We start from the raw sequence: 16,404 nt of genomic DNA, 5'->3' as shown, positions 1-16,404 counted from the left end.
GGCCTCCTTGCCCTTCAATGAGGGAGGGAAGAGAGGGCTACGGCGACGTGGTCTGGGATTGCGCCGGGCGTTTGCGGATCATGAAGACGCCGAGGGTCAGCACCATGATGACCGTAACGTTCAAGCCGACGTCCATGAGGTACTGATAGAATTGCGTGTCGGTCATGGCGGTCAGATGGGAAAGCTCCGCACTGGCGGTGAGAATCCGTCTCGTGCAGGCGATCACGCCGACGGCAAGGTAGGGCTCCAGGTCGAGGATTTCCGTCTGCAGAAACCGGATGACGGTTCGAAACAACTCCAGCAGAATGATGACGAGCAGAATATCGTTTAGCAGCTTCAGCCCTGCCGGCAAGAGTTGCTGGTGGCTGCTGGGATTGAATTGTCCCGCCACAAACACATACCAGGCATGCACGAAGATCAACATGCCGAGGATCAGGAGGCTGAATCCCGCCGTGGCATAGCCCAATCGGTCCAGCCATTCCATGGCCCCGCACCAGCGCGTCATGAGCTCTTTTCTGTGCTGCATGATCCCTCCTGTGTGAAGCCGTTAGGCCGTTCCCGCCGGTCCTGTCGATTCTGGATCCGGTCCCCGCATCTTGCCATATTGAAGGTCCCGCATCGAGCTGGCCGTCAGCGAATGACCACAGCAGCGAATCTCTGTGAAGCCGGCTCCTCCGTCTATGATCATGACGCGCAGCCCGCAGGAATCAGGATACAATTTCTTTTCATCGAGTACGACCGCGGGAGGCAGGCTCCCCTTTTTCCGGCCGCGTATGATTTCGGCGTCCGGCACCAGGTCCTCTTCCGTCAGATCGTGGTCGCAACAGACGATCTTCTCAAACCCGCCGCCGCCGCCCATGACTTTGACGACCAAGCCGCAAGATTGTGAGTGCCGCTTGAATTCATCGAGGATATCGCCTTTTTTCAGTGCCACAATCCCTCCCTGCCGTGCCGGCTGCTGAAACAGTCCGTCAGCGGCGTTCTCGCCTCGCTTCCAGAGCCAGTGAAACGTGAGACGTAAAACGCGAAATGACGGTCAGCGTGCGTATATATTTTCCGCAGCCTGCTCTAGTTGAATCGTTCTTATTTTACAGTGTTGAGACCTTCGGTAACCGATCCCGGACCTGTTCGATGGTGCGCAGCAAGGTCTGATGGGTTCGGCATCCTGCAATGAGTTTCGCGTCGGAGATCGTCACTGGTTTATAGGGCGCCACAAACTTATCTTTGAGTCTGGCGATACGAGCCACCGAGAGGCTTAATCGCTCGGAAGAAATCGTTCCAGCCGAGACTGCCTGCTCGATGGCCTTGAAGGCAGCGATCTCGCGATCCCGATCTTTGCAAATCAACAGCACATCGCATCCCGCCAGCACCGCACGGACTGCAGCGTCTTCCACTCCGTAATGGTCGATGATCGCATGCATCTCCAAGTCGTCCGTCAAGACCACCCCATCGTATTGCAGCTCCTGGCGCAAGAAATTGGTGATGATGGTCGGCGAGAGGGTGGCAGGCAATTCGTTGTCGAGGGCTTGGTACAGGACATGGGCAGTCATCAGTGACGCGACCCCCTGCGTCACGGCACGGCGGAACGGAGGGAACTCGATGGATTCCAATCGCTCACGGGAAGCCTCGACCACCGGAAGCTCTTTGTGGGAATCGACGCTCGTGTCGCCGTGGCCGGGGAAGTGCTTGCCGCAGGCCACGACCTTATTGTCTTGCAGCCCTGCCGCCGTGGCCAAGCCCAGTTCACAGACCACATCCGGCGTCGTCCCGAATGCCCGGTCGCCGATGACCGGATTGGCCGGATTGCTGTTGACGTCGAGCACCGGCGCCATATTCATGTTCACGCCCACCGCCTTCAATTCTTTGGCGATGGTGGCCGCCGCCGCATAGGCCAATTCGGTCGAATTGCAGCGGCCCAAGAGATCGCAGGGCGGGAAAATTGTAAAACCCTTCGGGAGCCTGGAGACTCGACCGCCTTCTTGATCGATCGAGATCAAAAGCGGTGAATGGGGGCTGCAGGCTTGTAAGTCGTTGGTCAGTTCGACTATCTGTTCGACGGATTCCAGATTCCGTGAGAACAGAATGACGCCGCCCGGCTTGTATTCCTTGATGAACGCAGCCAGGTCCGGCGTCACCGACGTGCCTAGAAACCCGACCATGAAGAGCTGTCCGATCTGATCTCGTGTGGTCATGCGATAGGGTTCCACGATTAGAGACTCCGATCAATCAGGTATTGCAGCAACAGCCTGGTTCCAATTGCGGAGGGCCCCTTCGGCACGTAGGCCCGTTCCCGCTCGCTCCAATCCGTACTGGCGATATCGAGGTGGACCCAGGGGCAGTTCCCCACGAACTTGCTCAGGAAGAGCGCGGCGGTGATCATGCCGCCGCCCCGGCCGCCGATGTTGCGCATGTCGGCGACGTCGCTCTTGAGCTGTTCGAAATATTCTTCCCACAGGGGCATTTCCCAGACTCGTTCGCCGGCCTTCTGTCCGGACCGACGCACCTGTTCTTTAAGGGTCACGTCGTTTCCGAACATGCCGATCGCAAATTGGCCGAGCGCTACCACGCAGGCGCCTGTGAGCGTGGCAATGTCGATCAAGGCCGCCGGCTTGTAGCGCATCGCATAGGCGAGGCCGTCGGCCAGGATGAGCCGGCCTTCCGCGTCCGTGTTCTGGACCTCGACGGTCTTCCCCGCCAGCGTCATCACGATATCGCCGGGCTTCATCGCCCGCCCGCCCGGCATGTTTTCCGCCACTGGCAGGATACTGATGAGGCGCAACGGGAGCTTGAGCCGGGCCGCCGCCCTGATCGAGGCGAGGACTTCGGCCCCGCCCGTCATATCGGCCTTCATATGTTCCATATTTTCGGCAGGCTTCAGCGAGATTCCGCCCGTGTCGAAGGTGATCGTCTTCCCAACCAGCACGACCGGACGCTCGTCTTTTTTCTTGGCGCCGTTATATTCCAGAATGATGAACTTAGGCGGCTCCTGGCTCCCGCGCGCCACGCCGAGCAGCGCTCCCATTCCCAAGCGCTCCATGTCTTTCTGTTCGAGAATCTTGATCGTGATCTTTTCAGCCTTGGCGATGGCCTTCGCTTCATCGGCCACCATGGTCGGGGTCAGGACGTTGGAGGGATGGTTGCAGAGGTCTCGGACAAAGACGGTGGCCTCTGCCGTAGCCACGCCGCGCCGGATCCCTTCGGCAACCTGCCGCAACTGACTTTTTTGCGGGATGAGCACCTTCATCTTCGCGACGGTATGATCCGAGGTGGACTCGCTCCGATAGACAGTGAACTGATAACTGCCCAGGATCGCGCCTTCGACCATCGCTTGCGCCACCTCGAGCGATGACATCCCGCTAGGCGTCACTGTCGGCAGCGCTACCGTAAAGGACCCGACTTTCGCCTGCCGGACTCGTTTCGCGGCCGAGCCCATCGCCTGCCGGATCGTCTCCAGCGTGACCGTGCTCTTCTTACCCAAACCGACCAGAATCAGCCGCTTGGCCGGCACCTTGCCCTGCGTGTGGTAGAGCAAGACTTCGTTGGCCTTGCCCTCGAACTCCTTGGATTGCAGCAGCTTGCGCAGCGAGCCTCCGAGAGCCCGATCGAGCAGGGCCGCATCCTGCTTGGCCAAGCCCTCTCCTTCGCAATGCGTGAGCACCAACACCTCTGTCGGTGTCGTCTCCGCTTTTCCAACCTGTGCGTTGACCTGCATGATCTTCATTCACGTCTCCTTGTTTAAGCTGTCAGCCATCAGCATTCAGCTTTCAGTTCAAACGGACCGCTGATGGCCATAACTCACACTCCACGCATGTCGGGGGCCCATATATATTTATGCAACTGTATCTGGAACTTCACCGGAAGTTTGTCGGCCAGAATCCATTCTGCTAGCTGACGCAAGTCGAGCGTGCCGAAGGCCGGACTGAAGAGTATTGAGCAGCGGCCGACCAAGTTATGTTGGACAAGCATCTCGCGAGCCCAATCATAATCGGCCCGATCGGCCAGGACAAATTTCGCCTCATCCTTGGCGGTCAGCGCAGCAAGATTCGGCCAGTGCATCCGCTCTGCCATGCCGCTCCCCGGACATTTCACATCCAGAATGACATGGACTCGGGGATCAACTGGCGCGATATCGATGGTGCCGCTGGTTTCCAGAAGGACGGTGTAGCCGGCATCGCAGAGCCTCGCCATGAGGGGGAGACTCTCAGTCTGCGCGAGCGGTTCCCCTCCTGTGACTTCCACGAGCCGGCATCCATAGGTCTGCACCTTCGCCAAGACCTCATCGATCGAGCAGTCCCGCCCTCCATAAAAGGCATAGTCGGTATCGCACCAGGTGCAGCGGAGCGGGCATCCGGTCAGCCGGACAAATACGCAGGGCTGTCCCGCGTAGCTCGACTCGCCTTGAATGCTATAAAAGATCTCGGTGATGCGCATAAATTAAGACGTGAAAGGCGAAAGGTGGAATGAGCAAGGAGTCACGTCGTTATGTCCATTCCGTCACAGGCCAGCCACGGCGGCGCGCGACGCGTCTCATGCCCCGGATCGGATTAACGACCAGGGGGTGCCCGACTAGTTCCAGGAGGTCGTGGTCTCCGGGGCTGTCTCCGTAGGCGTAGGACCTGGCCAGATCGAGGTCCATTTCCTGGGCATGGGCGAGGATCAACTCGCGCTTGCCACTGCCATAGGGCAGGGGGGGAATCAAGGCGCCGGTATAGAGGGAATTGTGCTGTTCCGGTTTTGCCGCGAAAATTGTGGGTACATTCAAGAATGCTGCAAGGGGCACAATTAAAAAATCCGGCGCGCCAGTCACAAGAATCAGCTGATGTCCAGCCTGTCGATGGGCGTCCAGCTTGGCGCGGCCCTGTGGGGATAGCCGGTCGATCATCTCCGCCTGACAGAACTCCTTTGCATAGGATTCAATGTCGGCGGGGCGCTTGCCCGTCAGATAGACTTTTCGTTCTCGGAGCGAGTGCAGCGAGAAGGGGGGCACATGCCCGGCCAGCCAGGCCATCGTTCGGCTCAACTCGCCCCATCCCACCAGACCGCGCCGCCATAGAAACCGGAAGAACCGTATTTCGCTGGCCTCTCCTGGCAGAAGCGTGTTGTCGACGTCGAATAATGCCGCGACGGACCCTTGGGCCCGTCGTTCAGCGACATCATCAAGTGTAGAAGTCAGGATCTGGTGGCTCTGCACAACGTTGGAGGATCCGGTGAGTATATGCCGCCCGATTCTACCGGACACTCTATTGATTGACAAGGATTTTGCCCCACTTCTATAATACGCCTCCCTCGTCTTCGAAGTGATCTCCAATGCCGAAGTGGTGAAATGGCAGACACGCACGTTTGAGGGGCGTGTGGCGCAAGCCGTGCGGGTTCAAGTCCCGCCTTCGGCACCAATCCAAGTTTGCTTATCCCGGCGACTCTTTTCTACGATCGAGTTGCCGGGGTCGAGCGCCGCTCCTCTTCTTCAAGTGACTCCGCATCGTACGCCGACCAAGCCAGGGCCTTGATCTGGACAGTAGATCTCCATCCGTAGGAGAATATCAAACGCCTGGCATTTCTGTTGAGGATAACCGGGAGCCTGCGCCGATGCGGTGTCTGCAGTCTGATCCGCGCCCACGAACCTGGTTCCCCGTTGTCACCTTCACCGATGTCGTTCTTTTCGTTCCTCCGCTCGTCGATTCGTTCGTTCACGCCTTTGGTCTTTCAGGTCGAAAGGATCGCGCTCCCCATGGCTGGCTTTGAGTTAGATATCACCGAGCAGAAGCGGACAGAAGAGGCTCTCAAGCTGAGCATCGAGCGATTCGACTTGGCCGTTCAGGGCTCTCGGGATGGTCTCTGGGATCTGCACTTCTCTGCCGACGACCCGCTCAATGTTGCCAACCCTACCTACTACTCTCCCCGCATGAAAGAGATCATGGGGGTGAAGGGGGAGGATGGGCCGGATCTGTTGGGGACGTGGGTCACGCGGCTCCATCCGGACGACCGTGAGCGGGTCTTTGCCGCAGTCCATGCGCATCTTACCCGGCGCATTCCCTACGATATCGAGTATCGGATTGTGAGGAAGGACGGCGTATGCCGATGGATTGCGGCCAGAGGTCAGGCGCAGTGGAATGAGACCGGCGACCCGATCCGCATGTCCGGCTCCTTCAGCGACATTACGGAGCGAAAGCAGGCAGAAGAGGCCTTGTGCGAAAGTGAAGTCCGTAGCCGTTCGATTATTGAAACGGCCTTCGATGCGGTGATTGCCACGAATAAAGAAGGTCGCATCATCGGCTGGAATGCGCAAGCTGAGGCCATTTTTGGCTATTCCGCTCACGAAGCAATCGGGCGCGGGTTGAGCGAGACGATTATCCCTGCTCGATTTCGACAGGCCCATGCCATCGGAATTGCGCGGGTCTTTCAAGCCGGAGAAAATCCCGGATCGAAAGGGCGTCGTGAGTTTTCCGCCCTCCATCGAGACGGCCATGAGTTTCCGGTAGAGTTGGCCATTACTTTGTTTCATGTTAATGGCCAGCCTGTATTGAGTGCATTCGTACGAGATATCACGGAACGCAAGCAGGTGGAGGAGGCGCTGCGTGAGAGCGAGGAACGATACCGGCTCCTGACCGCCGCCACCTTCGATGGCATCGCCATCCACGACCAAGGCATTATCCTAGAGGTGAACCCCGGGCTGGAACGGATGTTCGGTTATGGGCCGGGAGAACTCCTCGGGAAACATGTGCTGGACCTGGTGGCCGACGAATCCCGCGAGACGGTTCTCGCCAAAATGAGGAATAACGAGCAAGGTCCGTACGAATCTGTGGGGCGGCGGAAGGACGGTTCGACGTTCTACGGGGAAGTCATCATCAAGCCTTGTCGATACAAAGGGCGGGACGTCCGTCTTGTGGCGGGGCGCGACATTACCGCGCGCAAGCAGACGGAGCAGGCATTGCGCCAGACCGCCGATCGTCTCTCGCTGGCCACGCGTGCAGGCGGCGTGGGTATTTGGGATTGGAACGTTGCGTCAAACGTATTGACCTGGGATGACCAGATGTTTGCTCTCTATGGCGTTTCGCGGGAGAGTTTCACGTGCACCTATGAGGCCTGGAAGGCGTGCGTACTCCCGGGAGACGTCGAGCAAGTCGATGCCGAGGTCCAGAGGGCGCTCCGGGGTGAAAAAGATCTCGATATCGAATTCCGCGTGCTGTGGCCGAACGGCACGATCCGCAACATTCGCGCCCTCACCACCGTGCATCGCGACGTTTCCGGCCACCCCCTGCGTATGATCGGCACGAACTGGGATATCACCGAGCGCAAGCGCATGGAAGAGGCTTTGCGCCAGCGAGAGCACGATCTGCGCGCCGCGATCGAGGAGCGCGAGCGGATCAGCCAGGATCTACATGACGGGATTTTACAGTCGTTGTTTGCCGTGGGCCTGGGCCTGGAAGCGTCCCAGGCGCTGCTGTCTCCAGGGAGCCGCAAGGTGGCCGGTTCGCGATTGGACCAGGCCATCGGCGAGTTGAACCGTGTCATACGCGAAGTCCGGAGTTTCATTGCGGGGCTGGCGCCAGACCCGCTTCAGGGGAAGGACTTGTTGCCGGCGCTGCGTCTCATGTTAAAATCACTGACGCAAAATCACGCGTTGCGTGTGCGTCTTGTGGCCGAGGACCGTGCCGCGCAGGCCGTTTCGGCTGAGCAGGCGGCGCATATGATCTACATCGCCCAGGAAGCGGTGAGTAATTGTCTTCAGCATAGTGGCGCGCAAGAGGCTATGGTATCGCTGAAGCTGTTGAAGCAGGGAGTCCGGTTGAGTATTCGCGACAAAGGCTGTGGATTCAATCCGGCTTCCGTCAAAGGGCATGGGTTGATCAATATGGCCGACCGTGCGCAGAAGATCGGAGGACGGTGCGCCGTCTTCTCGAAAATCAAGAAGGGGACGCGCGTCGTGCTCGATCTGCCCAAAGAGGTCTTGAATGTCCGCCGCTAAGGCCAAGCCGGTTCGTCTGCTCTTGGTCGATGACCATGAAGTGGTTCGTGTCGGCCTTCGGACCGTCTTGCACAACCACCACGGCATTACCGTCGTCGGCGAGGCAGGGTCCAAAGCCGCCGCAGTGCGAGCGGCCAAGCGTTTCCGTCCGGATATCGTCCTGATGGATGTCCGGCTCCCGGATGGCTCCGGGGTCGAAGCCTGCCGCACGATTCTCGCCAATCATCCTGCAACACGTATCATCTTTCTCACCTCCTATGCCGATGAGGAATCCGTCCTGGCGGCGGTGCTGGCCGGCGCGCACGGCTATGTCCTCAAGGATATCGATTCGAGCCTGCTCATTCGATCGATTCGCACCGTGTCCAATGGTCAGTCGATTTTGAACCCGGCCCTCACCCAACAGGCGAGGAATTGGATTAAGGCCGGGCCGGAACAGGGCGGCCTGGCGCGAGGGCAATCCCTGTCCCCTCAGGAGGAACGGGTCTTGGCGTTGGTGGCGGAAGGATTGACCAATAAGGAAATCGCCACCACGATGAAGCTCAGCGACAAGACGGTGAAGAACTATCTTGCTAACATGTTTCAGAAACTGCACATCTCGCGACGGTCGCAAGCCGCCGCTCTCTTCGTCAAACGTCAGACCTGATGGCATCGTCCGCATCAGCGTCTGTGCGCGATAGCAAGAGGGCCGTGGCTATTGACGAAAATGCATTGTTTGTTTGCCTGCTCGCCAGGGAGATGGTACAGTCATAAATATTACCTAGAAGATTCAGCGTGCAGGGATTTGAGGCACGGAGTCATTCACCGAAGCCACGAGGACGATGCCATCTATTCTTGTTGTCGATGACGAAGACCAGATCCGCCGCTTGATCCGAGAAACATTGGAGCAGGCGGGCTATCAGGTTGCGGAAGCGCGTGACGGGAAGGAAGCCATTCTGCAATGTCGGCGGGCCCCGGCCGACCTTATCATTATGGACATTCTCATGCCCGATCAGGACGGTCTGGAGACTACCTCCAGGCTGCGACGGGAATTCCCAGATGTGAAAGTCATCGCGATCACCGGCGGCAGCGAGATGGTTGGCACGCTCAATTTTCTGGACGTGGCCAAAATGCTAGGCGCCCACCGCACGCTGCAGAAACCGTTTGAGATGAAGGCGCTCCTCGACGCAGTCCACGCAGAATTACCGACCTAGCCCTGTTTCCTTTTGCCTCACCCTCCATTGACAACCACGCCGTCAGAATTCACACTGGCCCCTCGTCCACGGAGAGGAACGTTCAGTATGGTTACCGGTTGGTGGAACCCTCAACTCAATGCTGTATTGGGCAGTCTCGTCGTGGCAGCAGGTGCCTGGCTGGCCTGGGACTCGTTTTCACCCTGGGGAATCGTACTCGTTGCAGGGGCCGCAGCAGGACTGCTGCTCTGGCAAGGGCGCACGATCGGACTGGTCTGGGCCTGGGCCACTCTGCTGCTGGGCCTGGAGAGTTTGGCTTGGCCGATCATGACGATGGTGCAGGTTCGCTCGATCACGGCGGAGCCGACTGACGAACAGATGGGGGCGATCCTTTCAGCCGTTCTGACGGGAATTTTTTCGGCGGTCTTTTGGATCACGTTTGCCTACGGGCTCTTTAAACGAGCCAGTCAGCCAAGTCTCGCTCCTTCATCGGAAGCGCCAGGCAACCCTCTGCCTGCGCCTCAATCGAGGCGTTCCCGCAAGAATCGATAGTTGCTACCACATCTCGATCGGATCGACGTCGACATCGAACTTAATGGACCGGCGATGGTGGGTTCGTTCCATGTCCTTGACCGTGGTTCGCACCGCCGCGAGCCCCGTTTCCCGTTCGAGCGATTTCACGAGAATTTGCCACCGATAGCGGCTCCGGAGTTTTGCCACGGGAGAGGGGACTGGGCCGAGAATTGTGAGAGGGCCTGGTCTACCCATCAATGGAGCCATCGGACGGGTCTTTGCCCTGGCCGCTTGTCCTGCTACGGAGGGTGTTGCGTAGGCGGTGAGTCGAGCCACCCAGGCTGTGGCCGCGTCGCGCACCATGTTTCCATCGGTCCCCGAGACGAGGAGGGCGATCAGATGGACCGAGGGCGGATAGCCCAACGCTGCGCGATGGGATAGTTCCTCCGAGAGGAAGAGGGATTCGTCATCCTGTGCCACGGCCTGAATCGCATGGTGCGAGGTCAGAGAGGTTTGCATGATGACCTGGCCTCCAGCCCCTGCCGGACCGGCGAGCGCTACGGCATCGAGCAATGTGTGATAGGTGCGTTCGGCTGATCGGAAATCCGGCACGCTGAGGCCTGCGTCCGCCTGCACCATCCCGACGAGGCCCATGGCCGGAAGCGGTCCGCGCCGTAAGAGCAATTGTGTGCCGACGATGATATCCCATTCCCCCCGGTCGATCTTTCGCCAGAGAGCCTCGGCCTCTGCCGGCTTCTTCATGGTATCTCCATCGAGCCGGATCACGGCTGCGTGGGGAAACAATCGCTTGGCATCCTCTTCGACCCGCTCTGTGCCCTCTCCGATCAATTGCATGCGGGGGCCGGAGCAGGAATGACAGGTTTCCGGGATGGACGATCTGCCTCCGCAATAGGAGCAGAGCAGACGATCCGCCTGTCGAGAATACATCAGCGCCACGCGGCAGGCGGGACAGCGGGGCACCTGGCCGCAGTCGCGACAGACGAGGGCGCCGGCATAACCCTTCCGGTTGAGAAACAGGAGGACGCCGGCCTTGCGGCTGATCGTCTGTTGGATGGCCCGAAGGAGCGGCTGGCTCAGCACCGTGCCGTATCCCTGCTTGCGGAGATCCACGACTTGTATGGCAGGCCGCGCATTGGACGGTACGGACTTGAGGATGATGACTCCGCCTTGTTTCACGGCCGCCCTGGTTTCGAGGGAAGGATGGGAAGAACTCAGGATCAGCACCGTTCGCTCAGTCTGCGCCCTCAACCAAGCCACGTCCCTTGCATGGTAGCGGGGTTCCTGCGCTTCTTTGAGCGCTGCATCTTCTTCTCCCTCGACCCAAATTGCCCCGATAGCAGTCAATGGGAGAAAGATGGCCGATCTGGTTCCCACGACCACTCGAACGACCTGCCGATGGATCTGATCCCAGAGCTCGGCTTTTGCCTGGTCCGACAGTCCGCTATGGACGCAGGCCGGGGCAATGTTCCGTTCATTATCACGGAGCAAGTCTGCCACCCATTGGGCCCGCTCTGCTTCACCCACGAGAATGAGGATCGTTTGCCCACGATCGAGTATCAGGCGAATAGTCTGCTGTAACAGCCTCAATCGATCGGCCCAGGGAGCCTGTACCAGAACCCGGGAGGGGCCAGGATTTTTCAATGTGTCAAAGAGCGGCTCAGCCCACGAGAGGGCTGGATCGTGAAGGAGCGGCGCAGCGTGGTCGGCATGAGCCAGGCTCAATTGTGTGGACGGTTGGGCGAGCGGCGTTGTCGAAGCAGCGGGCAGATCCTGAATTTCCCGCACCCATCCACGAACCGTGAAATCTTGCAATAAGTCGGCAAGGCCGGAGCGGCGGGAGGACTTGCGAAGTCCCGATGGTGTTTTGCTCAGCTTGACGAGCAGAGCCCGTTCCTTCACCGAGCAGGGTTTTCGTGCTGCAACTGCGGCCCTCCCTTGCTCTGTTAGCTGGTAGTGGCTGATCGGCTTCTGTGGCTTGGCGGTTGGAGGCAGTATCAGCCTGAGACATTGCCCCCATGGCGCGACATATTGCTCGGCCACCTGCTGTGAGAGTTGGAACAGGTTGGGCGGCACATCGGTTGCGGTCCCTTCCGGGAGCAACGAGTGAATTTCTTTGAGGCGCGCCGGGTTCAGGCCATAAGGCAGCAGAGGGGAAAGAGCGACGACCGCTCCTTGGAGCATGGTTCGCCCGAAGGGCACAAGCACGCGATGGCCGATGCGCAGCGTCGGCTTGAGCGACAGGGGTACGATATAGGTGAAGGGGCCTGCCAGATGTCGCGGGACAATGACGTCTGCGAACAGAGCCTCAGGCTCCGTGCGGGGAGGGGCTTGGGTCGAAATCATGCGGCATTGTAGCAGCAGTAGAAAAGTGGGAACAACGAGAGAGAAAGGAGGGCTGACGCGATCACGTCAGCCCTCCGCACGATGTTCTGTGAGTTTACGGGAGAGGGACGGCCGGAACCTCGGGGCTTTGATCCGAGTCGCCTTGGCCGACTGATGGAGGAATCGCGTCCTGGACCGATGTTGCAGGGACAGATAATGGGTCCACTGTGGACTGATCCGTTGGAGCTGCCTGGCTCGTTACGTCCACTGCCGTGATCGAAGCGCTGCGTTTCCCAGGACTGAGGAGGGATAGGCGGTAGTCTGTATCGTCCTGCTCGATCGACTTGGCCGTCGGCGCAAGCATGACACCAGGGGATCGTTTGGGAGATCGAGAGATCGGCGCGATGGGAGACACATGAGTTTTCGTGCGGAAACGATCGCCCTTGAGAATGCGGGACGTCGATTTGGTGATCAGCGCCGTGGCAGTTTGGTCCTCCAAGGACAGGACCTTTATTTCTCCCACGACCCGTTGGGGCAGGTTCCCTCCTGACCGGATGACGTCCAGGCGATCCCCTGCCCTGATTCCATCTTCCCGTCCCCGGTCCAGATAGACGACATTCCCCTGTGCCACGAGGTTCATGGTGCCCATGTCGGACTGAAGCTCCACGATCCGTCCCTCCACATCACTGGCGGAGGGCTGGCTGCCGACCGTTCCTTCGTGAATCGGGAGGACGAGCTTCATTACCGGGTCGCCCGGCGATACCGTTGCGTAGGCCCGGACAATCTGAGCGGTGGTCAGGTCCTTGTCAGTCTGGGTCACTTGGACCACAGCAAGCCGGTTAACCAAATGGCCCAGATATTGACCAGTAGTCGGATGGAAGACTTTGTGCGTTCGCTTGTAGATCGTGAAGAGATCTCCCGGCGCCGCCGCGCTGGGATTCACCAGTCGAAGATACAGGATATCCAGGCTGCCCAGGATCATGTGATCTCCGGTGGTCTGATTGTCGCCGGTAATCACGTTCACGAACCCATCTTGGGGAGTCGATCGCTGGATGGCGCCGGACGAATAGGCCAGGGCCTGCTCTCCGGACCGGATCGCATTGAGAGTGTCTGCTGTCCCGGCCAAAGAACAGAGCGGCAGGGCCAGGGTCCAGGCGATGGACGAAACGACATATTTCATTGAATAGTGAGCCATGGGGGTGCCCTTCCGTAAGACAAGGAGTGCTCTCAAACCATAGCAAGTAGCCCTGTATTGTCAAGAATATTGAGGCTTTGCCTCGTTGACCCGCCAATTCACCCGATGCTAAGGTGTGTGAAGATCGATTGCTCACAGATCGGGAACGTCCATGGCTCCTGACAGACCCTCCGTCGACAAGGCCCCACGCCAGACTCCTCCTCGTATTGAGACCCAGATTCACCGCCGGAAGAAGGCCAAGGCCTTTTCGTCCTTGGAGCCTGAATGGGATCAAGTCGACCAGGTGCCTCCTTCCCATCTGCGTATGCCATCAGGTCGCATGGCGCCCACTCCGCCGAACAAAGCCAAAAAATCTTCGTAGCGCGTCTTCTGCCGGATGGCCGGCTCCTGCTTTTTGAGGGATGCCACGCGCAAGGCCGCCGTGCCTAGGACTTTCGGGTCTCGGCTATAGGTCCTTTGGACGCTTGCTATCCCCGCAATCCAGAGTCTAAGATCCCGCTCTCATTTGTACGCAAGGTGTTGAAAGGTCAGCCCTATGAGCGGTTTCGAGTTACTCCTTGAGTACCTAACCCGATACTTTCCGATTCTGCTGTTTATTTTCGTGGCGCTGGCGTTCGGCGTGGTCACGCTACTGCTCAGTTATTTGGTCCAACCCAAGTATCCGGAACCGGAGAAGCTCACCACCTATGAGTGCGGATCGGAGCCGTTTTCCGATGCGCGCATGCCGTTCCCGGTCCGGTATTACATCTTCGCCATGCTCTTCGTGATTTTCGATATCGAAGTGATCTTTCTCTATCCCTGGGCGGTGGTGTTCACCAAGATCGGGTTTATCGGACTGATCGAAATGCTGATTTTTATCGCGTTGTTTTTGGTCGCCTATATTTACGCCTGGCGCAAGGGAGCCCTGGAATGGGACTGATCCAAATCGGTCGACACGACAAGGACGGCACACCGGACATCGTGACCACCACGGTCGAAAAAGCTGTCAATTGGGCTCGCAAGGGCTCGCTCTGGCCGATGACATTCGGTTTGGCCTGTTGCGCGATCGAGATGATCGCCGCCGTGTCGTCACGTTACGATATGGACCGGTATGGGGCCGGCGTCTTCCGGGCTTCGCCACGGCAGTCCGATTTGATGATCGTGGCCGGGACCGTCTGCCGCCGAATGGCGCCAGTCATCCGGAAAATTTACGACCAGATGCCTGAGCCGAAATACGTCATTGCGATGGGGTCCTGCGCCACGTCGGGAAATATCTACGACAGTTACAGCGTCGTCCAGGGCGTCGATCGTTTTGTGCCGGTGGATATCTATGTGCCGGGCTGTCCTCCGACGCCGGAGGCGCTCTTCGACGGCATCCTTAAATTGCAGGAGCGGATCATGCAGAAGCGCGTGTTCCTGAAACAGCCGGAGCAGGTCAGGCCGGGCTATAAGGTATAGGGTTCGATCCATGTCATTGCAGCAAGTGATCAGCCAGCTCCAGGATGCGTTCCCCACCGGCTTGACGAAAATCGTCGAGTGGCGCGGCGAGCTTGCGGTGACCGTGCCGCGGGAGCGGCTCCATGAGGTGGCGCAGTTTCTCCATGACGACCCGGCCATGGACTTTGACTACATCGTGCATGTGAGTTCGGTCGATTGGCCTGATGATGACGAGCGGTTCGAAGTCGTGTATGAGTTCTATTCGATCAAGAAGCGCCAGCGCATCCGCCTCAAAACCAGGACGCCGGAATCGGATTGCATCGTGGATTCTCTGACGGATCTCTGGAAGGGCGCGGATTTCATGGAGCGCGAGGTGTACGACATGATGGGCATCCGTTTCCGGAACCATCCGGATCTCCGCCGGATCCTCATGCCGGACGATTACACCGAAGGCTATCCGCTGCGAAAAGATTTCCCGCTGCGCGGCAAGGGCTGGCGCGACACCTTCGAATTCCTGGACGAAACGGCCCGGTAGGCCCTGTAGGATAGACGATGGCTTTTGAAGATCAACGTACAACCGTCTATAAGGTCGATCCGGCCCATCCGGAAAGCGAGACTCTGCCGACCCTGCGGACGGAAGAGCTCCTGCTCAACATGGGGCCTCAGCATCCAAGCACCCATGGAGTGCTGAAAGTCATTCTCGAGCTGGAAGGCGAGCGCCTCGTTAAATCGACCCCCGTGCTGGGATTCCTCCATCGCGGCGTCGAGAAGCTCGCGGAAGACGGCACCTACCACCAGTTCATTCCCCATACGGACCGGCTCGACTATGTCTGCGCGATGTACAACAACTTCGCGTACTGCCGCGCGGTCGAAAAGCTCATGAACATCACCGTGCCGGACCGCGCCGAATATTTGCGCACGATCGTGGCGGAGGTGCAGCGGATCATCGGCCATCAGTTCTGGCTCGGCACCCAGGCCCTCGACATCGGCGCCATGACCGTCTTCTTCTATTGTTTCCGCGACCGGGAAATTTTGCTGGATTGGTTCGACGAGCTCTGCGGCGCGCGGCTCACGACCAGCTGGTACCGCATCGGCGGCGTCGAACGGGACTTTACCGCGTCGCTGCTCGACAAGCTGAAACAGTTCCTGGACTACTTCCCGCCGAAAATCGATGAATACATCGTCTTTCTGGAGAAGAACCGGATTTGGGTGGCGCGGACGAAGGGCGTGGCGGTGATCTCGGCGGAAGATGCCGTGAGTTTCGGCCTCAGCGGCCCGACGCTCCGCGGGTCCGGCGTCGATTACGATCTCCGGAAGGCCGAACCCTATTCGGCTTACCCAAAATGCGAATTCAGCGTGCCGCTCGGCAAGAACGGCGACACTTACGATCGGTACTGGATTCGCGTTCAGGAACTCTATGAAAGCGTGAAGATCATCCGGCAATGTCTGGAGCAGATGCAGGACGGCCCCATCATGGCCGAGGTGCCCAGCGTTACCATGCCGCCGAAAGAGCGAGTCTTTACGAATCTGGAATCGATGATCCAGCATTTCAAGCTCTTCTCCCAGGGGTTCGATGCGCCTCCGGGAGAGATCTATTGCGGCACCGAAGCGCATAAGGGCGAACTGGGCTTTTACATTGTCAGCGTAGGCGGCGGGAAACCCTACCGCTTGAAGATTCGCGCCCCCTCCTTCATTCACATGGGCGCGTTCGACTATATGTCCAGGGGCTACATGATCGCCGACGCGATCACGCTCTTCGGGACCTACGATATTGTGATGGGTGAGTGCGACCGGTAGACGTG

At 58.8% G+C, this 16,404-nt stretch carries 17 protein-coding genes and 1 tRNA gene; 10 read left to right on the top strand and 8 right to left on the bottom strand.

The features are described 5' to 3' along the window. Positions 1 to 37: 37 nt before the first annotated feature. The 6 genes from NT179_10900 to NT179_10875 all read right to left on the bottom strand — a co-directional run bounded on the left by NT179_10900 (position 38) and on the right by NT179_10875 (position 5,191). Positions 38 to 526 carry a phosphate-starvation-inducible PsiE family protein gene (locus tag NT179_10900; GenBank protein ID MCX5722518.1) on the bottom strand — a complete coding sequence of 163 codons (489 nt, stop codon included), beginning with the start codon at positions 524 to 526 and terminating at the stop codon, positions 38 to 40. Positions 527 to 547: 21 nt separating this feature from the next. After that, on the bottom strand, positions 548 to 934 hold the full coding sequence (locus tag NT179_10895) for a hypothetical protein (protein ID MCX5722517.1): 387 nt from the start codon (positions 932 to 934) through the stop codon (positions 548 to 550). Between the two features lie 154 nt (positions 935 to 1,088). Further along, complete coding sequence (gene nagZ, locus NT179_10890) at positions 1,089 to 2,192, bottom strand: beta-N-acetylhexosaminidase (protein ID MCX5722516.1); 1,104 nt, start codon at positions 2,190 to 2,192, stop codon at positions 1,089 to 1,091. Between the two features lie 17 nt (positions 2,193 to 2,209). Continuing rightward, entirely contained in the window at positions 2,210 to 3,721 is a 1,512-nt protein-coding gene (locus tag NT179_10885) for a leucyl aminopeptidase (GenBank protein ID MCX5722515.1), read from the bottom strand. Between the two features lie 74 nt (positions 3,722 to 3,795). Further along, on the bottom strand, positions 3,796 to 4,431 hold the full coding sequence (gene queE, locus NT179_10880; protein ID MCX5722514.1) for a 7-carboxy-7-deazaguanine synthase QueE: 636 nt from the start codon (positions 4,429 to 4,431) through the stop codon (positions 3,796 to 3,798). A 49-nt stretch (positions 4,432 to 4,480) separates the two neighbouring features. After that, positions 4,481 to 5,191 (bottom strand): HAD-IB family hydrolase, encoded by a 711-nt coding sequence (locus NT179_10875; GenBank protein MCX5722513.1) that lies wholly within the window; start codon positions 5,189 to 5,191, stop codon positions 4,481 to 4,483. A 118-nt stretch (positions 5,192 to 5,309) separates the two neighbouring features. Here NT179_10875 and NT179_10870 point away from each other — a divergent pair. From NT179_10870 to NT179_10850, 5 genes are all read left to right on the top strand, one after another. Continuing rightward, positions 5,310 to 5,393 (top strand) — tRNA-Leu (locus NT179_10870). A gap of 335 nt (positions 5,394 to 5,728) precedes the next feature. Beyond that, the gene (locus NT179_10865) at positions 5,729 to 7,966 is read left to right on the top strand and encodes a PAS domain S-box protein (GenBank protein MCX5722512.1); all 2,238 of its coding nucleotides are present in this window, start codon (positions 5,729 to 5,731) and stop codon (positions 7,964 to 7,966) included. Further along, positions 7,953 to 8,609 (top strand): response regulator transcription factor, encoded by a 657-nt coding sequence (locus tag NT179_10860; protein ID MCX5722511.1) that lies wholly within the window; start codon positions 7,953 to 7,955, stop codon positions 8,607 to 8,609. The genes NT179_10865 and NT179_10860 overlap by 14 nt, the downstream gene beginning before the upstream one ends. 175 nt (positions 8,610 to 8,784) lie before the next feature. Beyond that, the gene (locus tag NT179_10855; GenBank protein MCX5722510.1) at positions 8,785 to 9,156 is read left to right on the top strand and encodes a response regulator; all 372 of its coding nucleotides are present in this window, start codon (positions 8,785 to 8,787) and stop codon (positions 9,154 to 9,156) included. Positions 9,157 to 9,243: 87 nt separating this feature from the next. Continuing rightward, positions 9,244 to 9,687, top strand: a complete 444-nt coding sequence (locus NT179_10850) for a hypothetical protein (protein ID MCX5722509.1) — start codon at positions 9,244 to 9,246, stop codon at positions 9,685 to 9,687. A gap of 3 nt (positions 9,688 to 9,690) precedes the next feature. Here the strand turns inward: NT179_10850 and priA are convergent, their stop codons facing one another. Both priA and NT179_10840 read right to left on the bottom strand, forming a co-directional pair. Beyond that, positions 9,691 to 12,012 (bottom strand): primosomal protein N', encoded by a 2,322-nt coding sequence (gene priA, locus NT179_10845; protein ID MCX5722508.1) that lies wholly within the window; start codon positions 12,010 to 12,012, stop codon positions 9,691 to 9,693. Between the two features lie 94 nt (positions 12,013 to 12,106). Next, positions 12,107 to 13,186 (bottom strand): hypothetical protein, encoded by a 1,080-nt coding sequence (locus NT179_10840; protein ID MCX5722507.1) that lies wholly within the window; start codon positions 13,184 to 13,186, stop codon positions 12,107 to 12,109. A gap of 151 nt (positions 13,187 to 13,337) precedes the next feature. Here NT179_10840 and NT179_10835 point away from each other — a divergent pair, with 151 nt between their 5' ends. From NT179_10835 to nuoD, 5 genes are all read left to right on the top strand, one after another. Beyond that, on the top strand, positions 13,338 to 13,547 hold the full coding sequence (locus tag NT179_10835; protein MCX5722506.1) for a hypothetical protein: 210 nt from the start codon (positions 13,338 to 13,340) through the stop codon (positions 13,545 to 13,547). Positions 13,548 to 13,721: 174 nt separating this feature from the next. Next, complete coding sequence (ndhC, locus tag NT179_10830) at positions 13,722 to 14,105, top strand: NADH-quinone oxidoreductase subunit A (GenBank protein MCX5722505.1); 384 nt, start codon at positions 13,722 to 13,724, stop codon at positions 14,103 to 14,105. Then, positions 14,096 to 14,623: an NADH-quinone oxidoreductase subunit B gene (locus NT179_10825; protein ID MCX5722504.1), complete on the top strand. Its 528-nt coding sequence runs from the start codon at positions 14,096 to 14,098 to the stop codon at positions 14,621 to 14,623. The genes ndhC and NT179_10825 overlap by 10 nt, the downstream gene beginning before the upstream one ends. Positions 14,624 to 14,633: 10 nt before the next feature. Continuing rightward, positions 14,634 to 15,137 carry an NADH-quinone oxidoreductase subunit C gene (locus NT179_10820; GenBank protein ID MCX5722503.1) on the top strand — a complete coding sequence of 168 codons (504 nt, stop codon included), beginning with the start codon at positions 14,634 to 14,636 and terminating at the stop codon, positions 15,135 to 15,137. A 17-nt stretch (positions 15,138 to 15,154) separates the two neighbouring features. Beyond that, positions 15,155 to 16,399: an NADH dehydrogenase (quinone) subunit D gene (gene nuoD / locus NT179_10815; GenBank protein MCX5722502.1), complete on the top strand. Its 1,245-nt coding sequence runs from the start codon at positions 15,155 to 15,157 to the stop codon at positions 16,397 to 16,399. Positions 16,400 to 16,404: the final 5 nt, after the last annotated feature.

The sequence above is a fragment of the Nitrospirota bacterium genome (genome assembly GCA_026387665.1).
Classification (GTDB): domain Bacteria; phylum Nitrospirota; class Nitrospiria; order Nitrospirales; family Nitrospiraceae; genus Palsa-1315.
The sequence above is the reverse complement of the archived record's forward strand: the minus strand, read 5'-3'. Positions and strand labels throughout refer to the sequence as shown.

Coding starts and splice junctions, on each gene's coding strand:
- NT179_10900 (MCX5722518.1), bottom strand. CDS start 526: ATGCAGCACAGAAAAGAGCTCATGACGCGCTGGTGCGGGGCCATGGAA.
- nagZ (MCX5722516.1), bottom strand. CDS start 2,192: ATGACCACACGAGATCAGATCGGACAGCTCTTCATGGTCGGGTTTCTA.
- NT179_10885 (MCX5722515.1), bottom strand. CDS start 3,721: ATGAAGATCATGCAGGTCAACGCACAGGTTGGAAAAGCGGAGACGACA.
- queE (MCX5722514.1), bottom strand. CDS start 4,431: ATGCGCATCACCGAGATCTTTTATAGCATTCAAGGCGAGTCGAGCTAC.
- NT179_10865 (MCX5722512.1), top strand. CDS start 5,729: ATGGCTGGCTTTGAGTTAGATATCACCGAGCAGAAGCGGACAGAAGAG.
- NT179_10860 (MCX5722511.1), top strand. CDS start 7,953: ATGTCCGCCGCTAAGGCCAAGCCGGTTCGTCTGCTCTTGGTCGATGAC.
- NT179_10855 (MCX5722510.1), top strand. CDS start 8,785: ATGCCATCTATTCTTGTTGTCGATGACGAAGACCAGATCCGCCGCTTG.
- NT179_10850 (MCX5722509.1), top strand. CDS start 9,244: ATGGTTACCGGTTGGTGGAACCCTCAACTCAATGCTGTATTGGGCAGT.
- priA (MCX5722508.1), bottom strand. CDS start 12,012: ATGATTTCGACCCAAGCCCCTCCCCGCACGGAGCCTGAGGCTCTGTTC.
- NT179_10840 (MCX5722507.1), bottom strand. CDS start 13,186: ATGGCTCACTATTCAATGAAATATGTCGTTTCGTCCATCGCCTGGACC.
- NT179_10835 (MCX5722506.1), top strand. CDS start 13,338: ATGGCTCCTGACAGACCCTCCGTCGACAAGGCCCCACGCCAGACTCCT.
- ndhC (MCX5722505.1), top strand. CDS start 13,722: ATGAGCGGTTTCGAGTTACTCCTTGAGTACCTAACCCGATACTTTCCG.
- NT179_10825 (MCX5722504.1), top strand. CDS start 14,096: ATGGGACTGATCCAAATCGGTCGACACGACAAGGACGGCACACCGGAC.
- NT179_10820 (MCX5722503.1), top strand. CDS start 14,634: ATGTCATTGCAGCAAGTGATCAGCCAGCTCCAGGATGCGTTCCCCACC.
- nuoD (MCX5722502.1), top strand. CDS start 15,155: ATGGCTTTTGAAGATCAACGTACAACCGTCTATAAGGTCGATCCGGCC.